Here is a 16,384-nt window from a genome sequence, read left to right on the forward strand (position 1 = left end):
ATTGTTGAATAGCTTTGTAAAATAAAACATATGCTATGCAGGTTATTTTAGGTGCAGGTGGTGATATTGGCAGGTTCCTGGCCGCCGAGTTAAAAAAATATACAGACAAGATAAGACTCGTGGCACGGAAACCCCAAAAAGTCAACGCTGATGATGAATTATTTCCGGCGGATCTGACAGACAGGAATGCTGTAAGGAGCGCCTTACAGGATGCTGAAGTGGCTTATCTGGTAGTGGGGTTGCCTTATAACAGCGCTGTTTGGGAAAAGCAGTGGCCCGTAATTATGCAAAACGCTATTGCAGCCTGCCTGGCCCATCAATGCAAACTTGTTTTTTTTGATAATGTGTATTTATATGCAAAAGAAGCTATACCGTATATGACAGAAGAAAGCAGGATTGATCCCCCATCCCGAAAAGGGAAAATAAGGGCGCAATTGGTACAAATGATCAACAAAGCAATTGAAGCAAAAGGGCTAACAGCTCTTATTGCGCGAAGCGCAGATTTTTATGGACCGGGGGCAAAGAACGGTATTTTAAATATACTTGTTATTGATAACTATAAAAAAGGCAAACGTGCAAACTGGCAGTCAGATGCCACCAAAATACATAGTTTTACCTATACCCCGGATGCTGCAAGAGCCACGGCACTATTGGGGAATACGGATAGCGCTTTTGGCCAGGTATGGCATTTGCCAACATCTCCGGAAAAATTAACCGGTAAGCAATTCATTGAATTGATTGCTCAGAAAATGGGCGTTCAGCCGAAATATTTTACACTTTCTCCCTTTGTATTATCCTTAGCGGGCCTGTTCTCAAAACGGATAAAAGAACTAAAGGAAATGCAGTATCAAAATAACCAGGATTATTATTTTGATACTGCAAAATTTGATAAGGCTTTTCCATTCGCAACAACGTCTTATGAAAAAGGGATTGAACAGATATTGGCTTATGACTATGCCGGTTAAATCATTTTATGTTCCATTGCAAGCTTTATGACCGAAAACATATTATTGGTCTGAAATTTTTGAATAATGTTTTTACGGTGGGTCTCTACCGTCAGCTGGCTTAAAAACAGCTTATCCGCAATATCAGTGCTGGAAAAACCATCTGCGATCAGTTTCAGTATTTCCTTTTCCCTTTTTGTGAGCGATGGAATGCCTTCCCAGTCATTGGGGGAGGGCCGGGACATGATGGCCCTGGCTCCGTTGCAAAGCGCCGGTTCCCCTTTCATCCCTCTTTCAATACAATCCAGCAGTTCATCGGCAGACGCGTTTTTTAATAAATAGCCGCTGGCACCGTTTTGCAGCATTTGTACGATCATGCTTCTTTCCGTTTGATTGCTTATAGCAAGTATAACGGTTTCGGGTCTTTTCTTTTTAATATCCTTGCAAAGCTCCAGGCCATTAATGTCCGGTAAAACAATATCCAGCAGAATCACATCTGCTATACCGGATTTCAGATAAGCCTGCAGTTCCCTGCCTGTTGTAAAACTTATGATCATAAAATACTTTTCTGAAGCCAGCAGGTTCTTCAGGCCTTCAATCACTATCGGATGATCATCCACAATGGCGATGGTTAACTGCTGATTATGCTGCAACATGTAATTCCATATTTATGGTGGTACCCTGGTCGGGCGCAGATACTACGTCCAGTGTTCCGTTAAGGTACTTCACCCTGTTTTCAATATTCGTTAATCCGATTCCTTTTTTACCTGAGGTCGTTTTATTAAACCCGATGCCGTCATCTTCTACTGTAACATAAAAGCGGCTGCTGTGCTGGCTGCATTGAACCATAATGTTCCGGGCATGGGAATGACGGATCGCATTGGCCAGTATTTCCTGTATGATCCGGTAAATGACGACCTGCTTGGAAAGATCGATCTGCTCATCAATATCAAAAGCAATAAAGCTGATCCTGATATCGCCGGACATCATGGATTCGCACAGGTCTTTCAGGGCGGTTTGTAAGCCAAAGCGGATAAGGCTTTCGGGCATCATATTCCTTGCGATGCGCCGAAGCTCTGATACGGAATTATCCAGCTGGCTGATAATACCAGCCAGTTCTTTTTGCTCTTTTTCCTCTTTGTACTGCAGTTGCTTTACATGCCCTGATAATTTCATTTTTATGCCCGCCAGCATACCTCCCAACCCGTCGTGCAGATCCCTTGCCACACGCCGCCTTTCCCGTTCCTCACCCTCCAGCATCGCTTCTGTAGTAACAATCTGCTGCCGCTGCTCCATTTCTTTTAACTGCTGCTGGTAGTTCAGCTCTTTTTGGAGTGCCAGTTTTTTACCGGTTCTGTAGGTAATAAAGAAAAAGCCAAAAGCAAGCAGAATGACCAGGCATAACACTATAAGGATGCTGTTGCTGAGCCGGGTATTCTTTGCTTTCAGCGCCGCTTCTTTATTGGCGGCCTGTAAAAGAGCGACCTGCTTTTCTTTTTCAGAGAGCCTGAAGCGGGTGTCCATATTGGATATGCTGTTTTTAAAATCCCTTGTATAAACGGAATCCTGCAATTGCGTATAGGTCTTCATCCATTTATAGGCGTTTGGAACATCGTTTAGCCGGTCATAGGTTTCAGTCAGTTTCTGCGCCAGTTGTAAACGATCGTCCAGGTAATGGTACTGATCAGTCTTCAGGGCGTCCAGCAATATATTTAAGGACTCGGGATAATGTTTCATGGCCATATAAGTGCTGTGCAGCTCTATAAGCAGGTTAAATTTCAGCGCGGTATTCTGCAAAGAATCCGCCAGTTGAATGGCCTGCCGGAGCACCTGTATGGATGCATGGTAGTTCTTCGATTTTCTTAAATAAACACCCTTGGTCAGCGCCAGGTCCAACTGGTAATCGGAGGGAGGGTAGCTTTTTAGTACGGATCCTACCCTGTTAATAATGGATGCCGCCTGTTTCAGGCTGTCCATATAACAGAAGTTTAAAGCCCTGTTGTCCAGTGCAGGTAATAATGCGTACAGTTTATCCGGCAAAAGGTCTAACAGTTGAATGCTTTTTCTGTAAAAGTCCGCTGCTTTGGTATATAATTTCTGATTCATGAATATCATACCAATGTCCGCATAAATAAAGCCGGTCAGCAAGGTGTCGTTTGCTTTTTGTGCAATGGGCAGCGCCTTATTCATCATTGCATCCAGCATGGCCAGGTCATTATCCTTGAACTGCTGAAGCGAACCGTAATTTCTCCAGGAGCGGGCCCTGAATTTCATTGCTTCCCTGCCCGGCAGTTTTTCCAGTTGCTGCCCGGCTTCTAAAAATTTTAAAGCGGCTTCCTGCCGGTCTATATCATAAAGCACAAAGGCCTTATAAAAAGTATGGAGCGCCTTCAGATAAGGGCTTGCTTTGATCAGCCGTTCCCCGGCAAGCAAATACTGATTGGCCTTAGCGGTATCTGTGTAGCACCAGTATTCAGCAAGCAGGAAGCAGGATCTTGCTTTTATGCTATCAGTGGGAGCAGCTCTTGCCAGGTGTTCAAGACTGTCTGCATAGTTGCCCGGAAAAAGCACCGATTGTGCGCTTGCCCACCTGGTTATAAAACAGGTGCAGATCAGTAACAGGGTAATGATGCGCATACGGCAACTAATTGAATGAGTTTATGGTTTAAAAGCTGCTTTAAATTACAAAAAACAGCAATAGGATGCGGATAATTTTTTACCCGGAACGTTTCAACAGCCGCCATTTACCTTAAGAAGATGGTCCGAAGGATCCGGCAAACGCAGGAGTAGCCGGTAAGTCTCATAAAGCGCCTAATAAGGGACATATCTTCCGGAATTTCGGGTATGACAATCTTTTTTAGAAGACAGCCTCACTTTTCCGGGTTACAGCTCCTTTTTACCCTGTTAAAATAAAAAACCGGCTGAAATAGATCAGCCGGTCAGCAAACTTTTTGCTATCTACTCTAACTAAATTACTTTTTAGTAGAATCTTGCCCGGGAGCTGTAACTGTAGTTGTTTTAACAGTTGTATCTGTTACAGTTTTTGTAGTATCCGGAGCTGCCGGAGTTACAGATACGGTAGTATCAGAAGATGTAGTAGTTTCTTCAGTTTTAGTTTCACCACTGTTACAAGCTGCAAAAGATACCGCGATTAAAGCAATTGCAAATAATTTTTTCATTCTGTTTGTTTTTTAGTTTTAAAATTATAATTTGATATTAATACAGGATTTTAAAAAAGGTAACCGATTTTGGTTGAAATTTTTTTTAAAATAAAGTATTGAATATCATGTAATTAAAAATGAAAAAACTAAAAATGTAAGATATCTTCCAATATCTGGGCCTACAGGACCGGGTTTTGGCGCACAAGAGCGTTAAATTTTACGGCAGACTCTTCTTCCTTGCTGATCAGATCTTTTAAAGTGATCTGGATCAACAACTTATCAATTGTTAATTGTAATATCTGCCATAACGATCTGGCTGAGCAATCTACAGAATTGGTGCAGAAGCGCATGTTTCCTTTATGGGCTCCGCAAAAACTGATATCAAATAAGACCCCGCCCAATGTTTCCAGCACGTTTTTAATAATAATGGTTTCTGCGGGGCGGGCCAACACATACCCGCCTTTATTGCCGGGTGTGCTGCGTATAAAGTTGCCCATCCTCAGCACCCTTGTAATTTTGGCAACATAATGGGTAGTCAGACCTTCCGCTTCGCTTAGTTGCGGTATGCTTAAGCCTTCTGCATCTTTGCAGGAGGCGATCCGGATCAATATTCTTAAACCATATTCTTCCTGTGCGGTAATCTTCATTTATTAAACCTTTCCTGTTTTACGGTTCTTTTTATAAAAAGCCCAGCTCCAGCTGTGCCGCTTCACTCATCATACTTTTATCCCATGGCGGATCCCAGGTAATGGTCACCTCCACGTCACTGACCCCTTCAATTGCCCTTACTTTTTGGTCTACCTCTACGGGCAGTGTCTGCGCCGCAGGGCAGGAGGGCGCGGTAAGGGTCATTAATATTTTTACATAGTTTCCCTCAAGCACTTCTATTTTATAGATCAGTCCGAGCTCAAAAATATTTACCGGTATTTCCGGGTCATAGACCGTTTGGAGCTCCTTTATTACTTTTTCTTCCATTGAATCTTCCATCAGTACCTCCTTTTTTAATTAGAAGATGAATCAAGGGCTTTAAATGCCAACGCGTAGTGCTTCATTTGTTTCACCATCGCCCTCAGCCCGTTTGACCGGGTTTGTGCCAGGTGGCTGGTCATCCCGATTTTATTGATAAAGTCCATATCTGCTGCCAGAATTTCATCTGGTGTGTGACCGGACAAGACGCGGATCAGCATACTGATGAGCCCCTTTACGATCACGGCATCGCTTTCGGCTTTATAAATTATTTTCCCGTCTTTATAATCGGCCACCAGCCATACGGTGGATTGACAGCCTTTTACCTTGTTTTCGTCTCTCTTGTACTGCTCTTCCAGCGGCTGTAACTTTTTCCCCAGGTCAATGATGTATTCATATTTGTCATCCCAGGAGTCAAACAGGGAAAACTCTTCTACAATTGCTGCTTCTGTTTCCGGTATGGATTGGACTGTGCTCATCTAATTTATCTTAACACTGTTTTTATATAAGATCTCTGGGTCTATATCTGCTTCATTGCTCCATTCAATAGTATCAAAGGAGGGTTTCACTGTTCTGAAAATATTCTTATCTTTTAGTTCTCTAAAGAGCCCTGTTTCAAGATAAGGAGCCATGTCAAACAGCCTTTTTTCTCCATTATTATAAATCAAAAGGAGTTGAAAATTATTCTGAGGTTGTACCTCTTTTATTGATAAGTACATTTTTTTATTTTAATGGGTCAATTTTGAAAGGTTTTTCACCATTTTGACATAAATCCCAATCAGCTAAGAGTTCATCTTTGTGTATCTCGATCCATGCCTGAATTAGTTTAATTTGTTTATATGACAGATTACCGTCTATAAGTTCACCATCCGAGATTTTAAAAGTGGCTGTTGTATCTTGATAATAAGCATGTATATGAGGTGGATTATGTTCTTTAGGAGCATAATACATACGAATAATTATTCCAAAAAACATTGATATCGTAGGCATACTTATTTATTTATTGCCTGAGGCTATTCTATCTTAATAATCGTACGGCTTTTTTTAGTCCTTCCATTAAAATATCCACTTCTTCTTGGGTATTGTATAAAGCAAAGGAAGCGCGTATGGTGCCCGGTATCTTAAAACGGGCCATTAAGGGCTCCGCACAATGATGGCCGGTTCTTACCGCAATGCCTTTATTGTCCAGCAGGATGCCCACATCCTGCGGGTGCACCTGGTCGATCACAAAAGAAAGCACACTGGCTTTGTTCCGCGCCTCGCCAATGATTCTTACTCCATCAATCTCTTTTATTTTTTCCGTGGCATAGTGCAACAGTTCTTCCTCATGCCTGCGGATGGTCTCTTTGCCGATTGTCTGAATGTAGTCAATAGCCGGTTTAAAGGCAATCACATCAGCAATATTGGGAGTGCCCGCCTCAAATTTGTAGGGCAATTCATTATAGGTCGTTTTTTCAAAAGTGACCTCTTTGATCATTTCACCCCCGGCGTTAAACACGGGCATTGCTTCCAGTATGTCTTTTTTTCCATAAAGTACCCCGGCCCCGCTTGGCCCCAGCATTTTATGCGCAGATAATGCAAAAAAGTCGCAATCCAACTGCTGCACGTCAATATCCAGGTGCATTGATGATTGTGCTCCGTCAATGAGCACAACAGCTCCTTTTTTATGGGCGGCATCAATGATTTCTTCAACAGGGTTGATGGTGCCCAGGGCATTGGATACATGTACTACGGCAACAATCTTTGTTTTGTTGGTGAGCAGTTGATGGAAGGTATCCATATCCAGCTCCCCGTTATCTTTTACCGGAATTACTTTTAATACGGCCTTCTTCTCTTCGCATACGATCTGCCAGGGCACAATATTGGAATGATGTTCCATACCCGAAATGATCACTTCATCCCCTTCCTTTAAATGCTTTCTTCCCCAGGTATAGGCTACAAGATTAATGCCTTCTGTAGTGCCTTTTGTATAGATGATCTCTTCCCGGTGCCGGGCATTGATGAATTGCTGCACGGCATCGCGGGTGGCTTCAAAAGCGGCAGTTGCCTCTTCTGCAAGGGTATGGATGCCCCTGTGTACATTAGCGTTCAATGCCGTATAATAATGTACCAGCGCATCAATAACTGCCTGTGGTTTTTGGGAAGTGGCGGCATTATCAAAATAAACCAGCGGATAGCCCTTTACGGTCCTGTTCAGGATGGGAAAATCCCGGCGGATGGTTGCTGTATCCAGTATTTTATTTTCTTCTGCTGCTGTTATCATTGTTTATGTTTCTGCGGCTGCGCCGGCAGCCGGATTAAAAAATGGCTGAAACTCAATTGCAAAATTTAACCGATGTTCAGTCGTTTGTTTACCAACAGGTCTACATATTCCCGTACACTTTCAGAATGGATCTTGTCTAAAATATCCAGCGCAAATCCGCGCAGCAGCAAGGAACGGGCTGTTGCATCAGAAATGCCCCTTGATTTCATGTAGAACAGCGCCTCCTCATCCAGCCGGCCCACAGTACAACCATGCGAACACTTTACATCGTCTGCGAAGATCTCCAACTGCGGCTTTGTATTGACTGATGCATTTTCTGATAATAAAACATTCCGGTTGGTCTGGTACGCGTTTGTTTTCTGCGCGATCTGCCGCACAAATATTTTTCCGTTAAATACGCCGGTGGATGCATCGTCCAGGATCCCTTTATACAATTCATAGCTCAGGCAATTGGGCTCACGGTTATCCACTACGGTGTGATTGTCTACATGCGTGTGCCCGTTCTGTAAGTACAGCCCGGAGAGGTTGGATTCACAGTAAGGGGCAGACATTACCATATTGAGGTTGTTGCGGATCAACCCTCCGTTTAAGGAAATGGTTACCACGTTGGCCACGCTTTTGCCTACCTGGTGCACATGGGTAGTGCTGACGATGGTGGAGTTGGATGCATCGTTCTGTATCTTGTACAAATTGAGCACGGCGCCTTCTTCCACTGCAATTTCAAATACCTGGTTGGTGAAGCTCTCATCCGCCCCGATGGTGGCAAACGTTTCCAGCATTTCAACCTGTGCGTAGGCACCAATATGAACCAGAGCTCTTGGCTGCGCAAAGATGTTCCCGTTCCGTGCATCTGTTATATTATAGATATAAACCGGGTGGTTAACAGTTTTCCCTTTTTGAATGTGCACAAATACACCTTCCTGGATAAATGCCGTATTCAATGCATTGATGCCGTCCTTATGATAATCTGCGCTGTGACCCAGATGCGCTTCAACAACGGCCGCATACTGGTTGTGTGCCGCTTCTTCCAGGGAAATGATTTCCAGTTCCTCTGAACGGAGCACAGAATGCTCCGGGTGGTAATGCCCGTTTATAAAAACAATGCTGTTGGCATTTTCATGCCCGGGCAATAAAAACGGCTGAAGATCTGCTGCTTTAAATTCCTGTTCTTTAAGATCTGTTGTAAAGTGGTAATCTTTATTAAAAAAATCATTGATGCGGGTGTATTTCCACTCTTCATGTTTTACCGTGGGAATACCGGTTTGCTCAAACTCCGTAAACGCTTCATCGCGCAGGGACCGTAACCGGGAATCAATAGTACCCTCCTGCAATTTTTCAAAACGTTCTTTAAAATATGTTATAGTGTCCATTGTTTAATTTGAGAATTGGGGAATGGGAGAATTTGAAAATGGGAGAAGCAGAGTGCCTCTTCAAATTTCCACATTAACACATTATTCTATACTAATTCGCTTTTGATAAAGTCGTATCCTTTTTCCTCCAGCTCATAGGCCAGCTCTTTTGTGCCGGATTTTACAATGCGCCCGTTATATAATACATGCACAAAATCCGGAACAATATAATCCAGCAGGCGCTGATAGTGAGTAATCACCAGCACACTGTTTTCCGGGGTGCGCAGCTTGTTAACGCCGTTGGCTACAATGCGGATGGCATCAATATCCAGACCGGAATCGGTTTCATCCAAAATAGCCAGTCTGGGCTCCAGCATGGCCATCTGGAAGATCTCGTTCCGTTTCTTTTCACCACCGGAAAAGCCTTCATTCAATGAGCGGCTCAGCATGGATTGATCAATTTCTACCAGCGCCATTTTCTCTTTCATTTTTTTAAGAAAGGATACAGCATCCAGTTCTTCCTGCCCCCGGTACTTGCGGATCTCGTTCACCGCTGTTTTCATAAAATTGGTAGTGCTTAAGCCGGGTATCTCTACAGGATACTGGAAGCTGAGGAAAATGCCTTCCCCGGCTCTTTCTTCCGGAGCCAGCTCCAATAAGTCTTTTCCTTCAAAGATTACGGAGCCACCGGTTACTTCATACTCTTCTTTGCCTGCCAGCACAGATGCCAATGTGCTTTTACCGGAACCATTAGGCCCCATGATGGCGTGCACCTCGCCCGGCTGGATATTAAGATCTATTCCTTTTAAAATTTCTCTTCCTTCAATGCCTGCATGCAGGCCTGCTATTTCTAACATTGTTTCTTATTTCTGATTTGATATTGTTTATTTCTGATTGAATGGTGAAGACGCCCTTCCTGTTTATCCCACGCTTCCCTCCAGGCTGATTGCCAGGAGTTTTTGTGCTTCAATAGCAAATTCCATGGGCAACTGATTCATTACTTCTTTTGCAAACCCGTTAATGATAAGGGCCACCGCTTTTTCGGTATCAATACCGCGCTGGTTGCAATAGAAGATCTGGTCTTCGCCTATTTTGGAGGTAGTAGCTTCATGTTCCACCACACCAGTATTATTCTTTACTTCGATATAAGGGAAGGTATGCGCACCGCATTTGTCGCCCAGCAACAGGGAGTCGCACTGGGAAAAATTCCGTGCATTGGTGGCGTTCTTACCTACGCGCACCAGTCCCCGGTAACTGTTCTGGCTCTGGCCTGCGGAAATCCCTTTTGATACAATACGGCTTCTGGTATTTTTACCGATGTGCAACATTTTGGTACCGGTATCTGCCTGCTGGAAATTATTGGTTACTGCTACAGAATAAAATTCGCCAATAGAATTATCGCCCTGCAGGATCACGCTGGGGTATTTCCAGGTGATAGAGGAGCCAGTTTCTACCTGCGTCCAGGATATTTTGGAATTGATTCCTTTACAGATGCCCCGCTTGGTTACAAAATTGTAAATGCCTCCTTTACCCTCTTTATCTCCCGGGTACCAGTTCTGCACGGTTGAATATTTTACCTCTGCATTGTCCATTGCCACAATTTCAACGATGGCAGCATGCAGTTGATTTTCATCGCGCATAGGAGCGGTGCACCCTTCCAGGTAGCTTACATAGGCACCTTCTTCCGCAACAATCAGTGTGCGTTCAAACTGCCCGGTATTTTCTGCGTTGATCCGGAAATAGGTGGAAAGCTCCATCGGGCAACGCACCCCTTTGGGAATATAGCAGAAAGACCCGTCGCTGAATACAGCAGAATTCAATGCTGCATAGAAATTATCAGTAACCGGCACTACTGATGCCAGGTATTTACGCACTAAATCAGGATGCTCCTGGATAGCTTCACTGATGGAACAAAAGATGATCCCCAGTTCTGCCAGTTGTTCCTTAAAGGAAGTGCCAATGGATACGCTGTCAATCACCGCGTCTACGGCAACACCCGTCAGGCGTTTTTGCTCTTCCAGAGAAATGCCCAGTTTCTGAAAAGTATTGATCAGTTCAGGATCCACCTCGTCAAGGCTCTTAGGCTTTACTTTTTGCTTGGGAGCGGCATAATAAATGATATCCTGGAAATCGATATCGGGGTAAGTAATATTTGCCCATTTGGGAACGCTCATTTTCTTCCACTGGGCAAAAGCTTTCAGCCGCCATTCCAGCATCCATTCCGGCTCATTTTTTTTTGCAGAAATAAAGCGAATGGTATTTTCATCCAGCCCTTTTGGAGCGGACTCCATTTCTATATCTGTAACAAAACCGTACTTATATTCGCTATTGACGTGATTTTCAATTACATCGGTTTCTGTGCCCGCATTATTCTGCACTAATTGATCTGTTTCCATACTCATGGTGCAAAGGTACGTTTTTTATTTATACAAAAAAGTATAAATGATGATAAATTACTGTTCAGGTTTCCGGATACCAGGGGCGTATACAGAGGGCATTGCTGATCCGGCTGCTTCTGACTTTCACTTCTGACCTCTGCTTACAGGTTCCGGATAGCCGGGTAAAAAGTCGCTTTTGTAATAATATAAGAGCTGGTATTTCATTCCTGTTGTCCAAAGGTTACAGGTTGTTTCATATACGACCGGATATGCCTGTTTTTGCTCAGCGCCGGTATCCATTTTGGGGAACGTTTGATGACTTTCTCCGCAATGGCGTCAAATACAGGATGCAAAGAGGTGCTTACATACACATCTTCTATGTTGCCTTCTTCACTAACGGAAAAATTAACAATTACAACGGGCTTACAGGGCTCCCACCGGTAATTATAATAGTTCCCCGTTGTTTGCGCAGAAGCCATGCTGCAAAAGAGAAGGCAGCAGAACAAAAGTTTTGATCTCAGGTGCATTTCTGAAATGTTTTAACAAAAATAACTACCTGTTTTTAAAGCCCCCCATTTTTATTTATATTTGTATGCAAACTTTCGTTAATGAATAAGCACCTTATGTAATTGCTTAATGAATCAGGTTAAAATATGAATACATTTTTAGAAGGGCTGCCACCTTTATTACAGGGTTTCTGGTGGGTGGCCATTATTACAAGCTGCATCTTTCTTATTCAGACCATCCTTACGTTTGCCGGCACCCATCATGATATGGATGGCATTAATGCCGATTTCAGCGGAGACCTGAGCGGGGTACATGCGCCGTTTCAGATGTTTTCTTTAAGGAACCTGATCAATTTCCTGATGGGGTTCGGGTGGACGGGTGTTGCCTTTTTTAACAGCATCAGCAACAAAGCCACCCTGATCGCGCTGGCCGTTCTGGTAGGTATCTTCTTTGTGATCCTTTTCTTTTTTATTATCCGGCAGCTCATGAAGCTAACGGAAGATAATACCTTTCGCATTGAAACCCTTATTGGAAGGTCCGGAATGGTGTATCTGAATATACCCGGCAGCAGAAGCGGTGTTGGCAAGATCCAGATCAGCTCTGATACCACCAGCCATGAATTACCCGCAATGACGGAAGGAGATGCATTACCCTCCGGTACACTGATCAAGGTAGTACGGATAGAAGACCGGACATTAATAGTAACCAAAGCTTAATTAAACACAACAGATATGAATTTTGACGGACCTTTTATTTTAATTATTGTAGGTGCAATTATTTTATTTGTCACCATTGTATCGCTGATCTCACGCTATAAACGCTGTCCATCAGATAAGATCCTGGTCATTTACGGGAAAACAGGAGGTTCTTCCGCAAGATGCATTCACGGGGGCGGCGCCTTTATCTGGCCTGTGATCCAGGATTTTGCCTACCTGGATCTGAAGCCGATCTCTATTGAAGCCAACCTGACCAATGCCTTATCCCGCCAGAATATCCGTGTGGATGTTCCCTGCCGGTTCACCATTGCCATTTCTACCGAGCATGACAGCATGGGGAATGCGGCTGAACGTTTGCTGGGCCTGAGCCCCGACCAGATACAGGAATTATCAAAAGATATCCTGTTCGGGCAGCTGCGCCTGGTGATCGCTACCATGACCATTGAAGAGATCAATTCTGACCGGGATAAATTCCTGGACAATATTTCCAAGAACGTGGATACCGAATTAAAGAAGATCGGTCTAAAGCTCATTAATGTAAACGTTACAGACATCAAGGATGAGTCTGGCTATATTGAAGCGCTGGGTAAGGAAGCCGCAGCAAAGGCCATCAACGAAGCCATTGTAAGCGTGGCCGAACAGGTGAAGATAGGGGAAACCGGTAAAGCCATTGCAGACCGGGAAAAGGATACCCAGATCGCAGAGACCAACCGTGACCGGGATGTAAAGATTGCCATCACCCAGAAAGACAAAGAGATCAGCATTGCCGCTGCAAGTAAGGATGAATCCATTGGTAAAGCAGAAGCAGAGCGGGACGCGCGGATAGCTACCTCGCAGGCGAACTCTCTTGCAGTAAAAGGGGAGAATGATGCAAAGATCACGATTGCCAATTCCGATGCCCTGCGCCGTGAGAAAGAAGCAGAAGCATTGAAGATTGCCATAACTGCTGAAAAAGTGCAGTCTGCAAAAGCGCTGGAAGAGTCCTATGTGGCAGAACAAAAAGCCGAACAGGCGCGTGCTGCAAGAGAACGCTCCACTCAAAATGCCAATGTGGTGGTGCCGGCAGAGATCGCGAAGCAAAAGGCTATTATTGATGCAGAAGCAGAAGCCGAGCGTATCCGCCTGAGGGCAAAAGGAGAAGCCGATGCGATCTATGCAAAAATGGAGGCAGAGGCAAAAGGGTTATTAGAAATACTGACCAAGCAGGCAGAGGGATATGATAAAGTAGTGAAGGCTGCCGGGGGCGACTCTACCAACGCCTTCCAGCTATTGCTGCTGGAGAAGCTGCCGGAGCTGGTGCGCACACAGGTGGAAGCGGTTAAAAACATCAGGATCGATAAGGTGACAGTATGGGATGGCGGTAACGGTGAAAACGGCACTACCTCCACCGCCAATTTTGTGCAGGGGATGATGAAATCAGTGCCCCCGTTAAATGACCTGTTCAATATGGCAGGATTGAATTTGCCCGGTTACCTGAAGGGGAATGATCTGAAAAATAAAGAGCCGTACCAGGAGCAGCCTGATCAGGCCGGATCATAATTGCAAGGTATGCGTTGCTATATCTGAAGCAGCTGTATCAAAAGTCGTTATTTCGGATTTTTTATTTGCGGTGCCTGCCTGCCGGTAGCTATCCTGTACACTCAACTTTTTTCTCATATTACCAGGTTTGTGCAGTGACTGTAATCGTAAGTTATCTTATCCGAACTTTCGGATGGGACAATGACAGCGCTTCAGTTCTTCTATTTTATTTTCAACCTTTTGTCGCCACAAAAGGTTGCCAAAAAGGCCTGGCCAAAAGAACGCTCCGCCTTTTGGTCTCCCGCGCACATGAAGATCCCAATCGAAAAGCAACCCCAAAATGCTAATGAAAGAGCAGGCCGTAGACTTCGCTGCCTGGCTGTTGTACAGTCATTACTGCGCTGCTTTTTTACGGGAATGGCTCGTTTAAAGATAAACATCCGTTGCGTAAAAAAGAGGCCCTCCGAAGCCGGTTGATTGCAGTGGTTGCAGTTGTGTTCCGGAGTTAAAAAACAAGAAAATCAGAGTCTAATAATTGGAACTTCCCCTAGAAGTCCTGCAATGATGTCATTGATAAAACTTATCAGTAGTCAATCGTAGGGGGAGGAACCTTAGATCTGTTAGCAAAAAATATGCATACGGTAACTCGCCGGGAGGCGGGCAAAAACAATGGCGATGACAAGTTTTTTACCGTCACCTCGACGGAAGCGGAGAGGTCTCCCCGCCGGCAGAGGCTGCGCTCGGCATGACGATAAGTGTGATTGATCTCCGATATATAAGGCAACATGTCATTGGCGGCGTAATCCCGGGCCTTCGGGATGGAGCCGAAAAGTCTCTAAAATTGTAGAGATGCCTCCCTTCCGATAACGATCGGGACGATATAACGATTTCTTTCTTTTGATACAGCATCTTTATAATGTGCATACGGTTGCGCAATGCAGCTGTATTATGTTGATCAGCCGCCAACTTTTTCTATATTGCAGGCTGGCTCATTGCCCTGTTATTTTAAATGTTTTGTAATCGTTTTCCTGTACCGGCAGCCGCGCTGCCTGCTAAAGGAACATAAAAGAATTAATCGGATGAAGTTAATCCCTGTACAATGGTGTCTTGCATTTTTTTTATCCGGTCTGTTTATGAACGCAACGGCCCAGTCCTGGACCGGTCCCCCGGAAAAACCGAAAGAGCGCAGGGAGCTGCAATACGGGCCCCTGCACCCGGGCAAACGTACGGATGCAGCCATGCAGCGTTTTCGGGAATATGGCTTGGGACAGTTTATTCATTGGGGGGTATACGCAATTGCCGGAGGTGAATGGAACGGTGTAAAAGCGCCAACAGCATCCGAATGGATCCGGTCCTGGTCCGGGAAAACCGCTCCGGATAACTGGAAGGCTACCTACGACAACCTGTACAAACAATTTAACCCGGTAAGCTTTGATGCAACGCGCTGGGCAAAACAGGCCAAAGCAATGGGTGCGCGTTATGTGATCTTTACCACCAAGCATCATGACGGATTCTGTATGTGGCCCAGCCGGTTTTCAGATTATACCATCCGGCAAAGCCCGTATCAAAAAGATATTGTGCGGCAGATTGTGGATGCCTATGCAAAAGAAGGCATTGATGTATATCTTTATTTCTCCATTATTGACTGGCATAATAAAGACTACAGGAGCGCCTCTCCAAAAACGGCTGGGGAAAAAGCGTCTTATCAAAAGTTTTTGGATTATACCCGGAACCAGCTTTTTGAGTTGCTGAACAACTATCCGCAAATAAAGGGGTTCTGGTTTGATGGCACCTGGGATAAGGCCTGGATCGATTCTTATGCGTTCACCTATCAGTTGGAAAAAGACCTGCGTGCCGCCCATCCGGGGCTGATCATTGGCAGCCGTTTCCGTAATGACGAATATGGCAAACGCCATTTTGATTCCAATGGCGACCTGCTGGGCGATTATGAGCAGGGATGGGAGCGTAAACTGCCTGCCAAATATGAATGGCTGAATGGCAACGACTGGGATTGTGTAATGACCATTCCCCCCAATGGCTGGGGATATATTAAAGACTGGTCACCGTTTTATACCAAAACTTCTTATGACCTGATCGATATGCTGATGCACGCCACTTCTATGGGCGGAAATTTTGTGCTGAACTTTGGCCCCGATGGAAACGGGAATATGAGCCCCGGTGAAGACCGGCTTGCAAAAGAGATCGGCGAATGGGTGCAACTGAACGGGGAAGCGGTTTATGGAGTCACACACGCGCCGCTGGAGCCCAACAGTTACGGTTACTTTACCCAAAAGGGCAATACCTTGTATTTAACGGTGTTCAATCGCCCGGTCAATAATCTGATCCGGATCAAAATGCCGAAATCAGCTACAGAAGTGCCAACAGCAGCCAGCCTGCTGGTGAGCGGAACCTCGTTGAAGATGAAATTCACAGATATAGGACTGGATCTTGACAGGAATATATATGTTGATATTACTCTGCCTGACACCTTTGTAAGCCAGCAGCCTTTTGTAATAAAGATCATTACAAAGTCGGGAAAGATCAATGCTGCAGAGCTGGAGAAAGCGCATATGTAAAAACTA

18 protein-coding genes are annotated in these 16,384 nt (G+C 44.7%); 4 read left to right on the plus strand and 14 right to left on the minus strand.

Going from position 1 to position 16,384, the window contains the following annotated elements; all coding sequences use genetic code 11:
- Window positions 1-35 precede the first annotated feature (35 nt).
- Window positions 36-965: an NAD-dependent epimerase/dehydratase family protein gene (locus A8C56_RS07150; RefSeq protein WP_067753864.1), complete on the plus strand. Its 930-nt coding sequence runs from the start codon at window positions 36-38 to the stop codon at window positions 963-965.
- Here A8C56_RS07150 and A8C56_RS07155 read toward each other — a convergent pair.
- The 13 genes from A8C56_RS07155 to A8C56_RS07215 all read right to left on the minus strand — a co-directional run bounded on the left by A8C56_RS07155 (window position 962) and on the right by A8C56_RS07215 (window position 11,588).
- A complete protein-coding gene (locus tag A8C56_RS07155) occupies window positions 962-1,600 on the minus strand; it encodes a response regulator (protein ID WP_067753867.1) in 639 nt (212 codons plus the stop codon). The two genes, A8C56_RS07150 and A8C56_RS07155, sit on opposite strands and share 4 nt — an antisense overlap.
- Entirely contained in the window at window positions 1,587-3,581 is a 1,995-nt protein-coding gene (locus A8C56_RS07160) for a tetratricopeptide repeat-containing sensor histidine kinase (protein WP_084490082.1), read from the minus strand. Before A8C56_RS07160 ends, A8C56_RS07155 begins: the two co-directional genes overlap by 14 nt.
- A gap of 335 nt (window positions 3,582-3,916) precedes the next feature.
- Entirely contained in the window at window positions 3,917-4,123 is a 207-nt protein-coding gene (locus A8C56_RS07165) for a hypothetical protein (RefSeq protein WP_067753870.1), read from the minus strand.
- Between the two features lie 161 nt (window positions 4,124-4,284).
- A complete protein-coding gene (locus tag A8C56_RS07170) occupies window positions 4,285-4,752 on the minus strand; it encodes an RrF2 family transcriptional regulator (RefSeq protein WP_067753873.1) in 468 nt (155 codons plus the stop codon).
- A gap of 31 nt (window positions 4,753-4,783) precedes the next feature.
- Entirely contained in the window at window positions 4,784-5,092 is a 309-nt protein-coding gene (locus tag A8C56_RS07175; protein ID WP_067753876.1) for an SUF system Fe-S cluster assembly protein, read from the minus strand.
- 14 nt (window positions 5,093-5,106) lie between these two features.
- A complete protein-coding gene (locus tag A8C56_RS07180; protein ID WP_067753879.1) occupies window positions 5,107-5,550 on the minus strand; it encodes a SufE family protein in 444 nt (147 codons plus the stop codon).
- Window positions 5,551-5,790, minus strand: coding sequence for a DUF2442 domain-containing protein (locus tag A8C56_RS07185; protein ID WP_067753881.1), 240 nt, complete (start codon window positions 5,788-5,790; stop codon window positions 5,551-5,553).
- A gap of 4 nt (window positions 5,791-5,794) precedes the next feature.
- Window positions 5,795-6,061 (minus strand): DUF4160 domain-containing protein, encoded by a 267-nt coding sequence (locus A8C56_RS07190; protein WP_067753883.1) that lies wholly within the window; start codon window positions 6,059-6,061, stop codon window positions 5,795-5,797.
- Window positions 6,062-6,089: 28 nt separating this feature from the next.
- Window positions 6,090-7,334 (minus strand): cysteine desulfurase, encoded by a 1,245-nt coding sequence (locus A8C56_RS07195; protein ID WP_317041097.1) that lies wholly within the window; start codon window positions 7,332-7,334, stop codon window positions 6,090-6,092.
- A gap of 65 nt (window positions 7,335-7,399) precedes the next feature.
- A complete protein-coding gene (gene sufD, locus A8C56_RS07200; protein WP_067753885.1) occupies window positions 7,400-8,704 on the minus strand; it encodes a Fe-S cluster assembly protein SufD in 1,305 nt (434 codons plus the stop codon).
- A gap of 86 nt (window positions 8,705-8,790) precedes the next feature.
- A complete protein-coding gene (sufC, locus tag A8C56_RS07205; protein ID WP_067753887.1) occupies window positions 8,791-9,540 on the minus strand; it encodes a Fe-S cluster assembly ATPase SufC in 750 nt (249 codons plus the stop codon).
- 63 nt (window positions 9,541-9,603) lie between these two features.
- On the minus strand, window positions 9,604-11,085 hold the full coding sequence (gene sufB / locus A8C56_RS07210) for a Fe-S cluster assembly protein SufB (protein WP_084490083.1): 1,482 nt from the start codon (window positions 11,083-11,085) through the stop codon (window positions 9,604-9,606).
- A gap of 197 nt (window positions 11,086-11,282) precedes the next feature.
- Entirely contained in the window at window positions 11,283-11,588 is a 306-nt protein-coding gene (locus tag A8C56_RS07215) for an energy transducer TonB (protein WP_084490084.1), read from the minus strand.
- Between the two features lie 126 nt (window positions 11,589-11,714).
- On the opposite strand from A8C56_RS07215, the gene A8C56_RS07220 reads away from it, so the two are divergent.
- Window positions 11,715-12,284, plus strand: a complete 570-nt coding sequence (locus A8C56_RS07220; protein WP_067753896.1) for an NfeD family protein — start codon at window positions 11,715-11,717, stop codon at window positions 12,282-12,284.
- Between the two features lie 15 nt (window positions 12,285-12,299).
- Window positions 12,300-13,823, plus strand: coding sequence for a flotillin family protein (locus tag A8C56_RS07225; protein ID WP_067753899.1), 1,524 nt, complete (start codon window positions 12,300-12,302; stop codon window positions 13,821-13,823).
- On the opposite strand, the gene A8C56_RS25260 is transcribed toward A8C56_RS07225, so the two are convergent.
- Window positions 13,818-13,940, minus strand: coding sequence for a hypothetical protein (locus A8C56_RS25260; protein ID WP_262492538.1), 123 nt, complete (start codon window positions 13,938-13,940; stop codon window positions 13,818-13,820). The two genes, A8C56_RS07225 and A8C56_RS25260, sit on opposite strands and share 6 nt — an antisense overlap.
- 941 nt (window positions 13,941-14,881) lie before the next feature.
- Here A8C56_RS25260 and A8C56_RS07235 point away from each other — a divergent pair.
- Window positions 14,882-16,378, plus strand: a complete 1,497-nt coding sequence (locus tag A8C56_RS07235) for an alpha-L-fucosidase (RefSeq protein ID WP_067761719.1) — start codon at window positions 14,882-14,884, stop codon at window positions 16,376-16,378.
- The last annotated feature ends 6 nt before the right edge of the window (window positions 16,379-16,384 follow it).

Origin of the sequence: Niabella ginsenosidivorans, from assembly GCF_001654455.1 — a bacterium.
GTDB lineage: Bacteria > Bacteroidota > Bacteroidia > Chitinophagales > Chitinophagaceae > Niabella > Niabella ginsenosidivorans.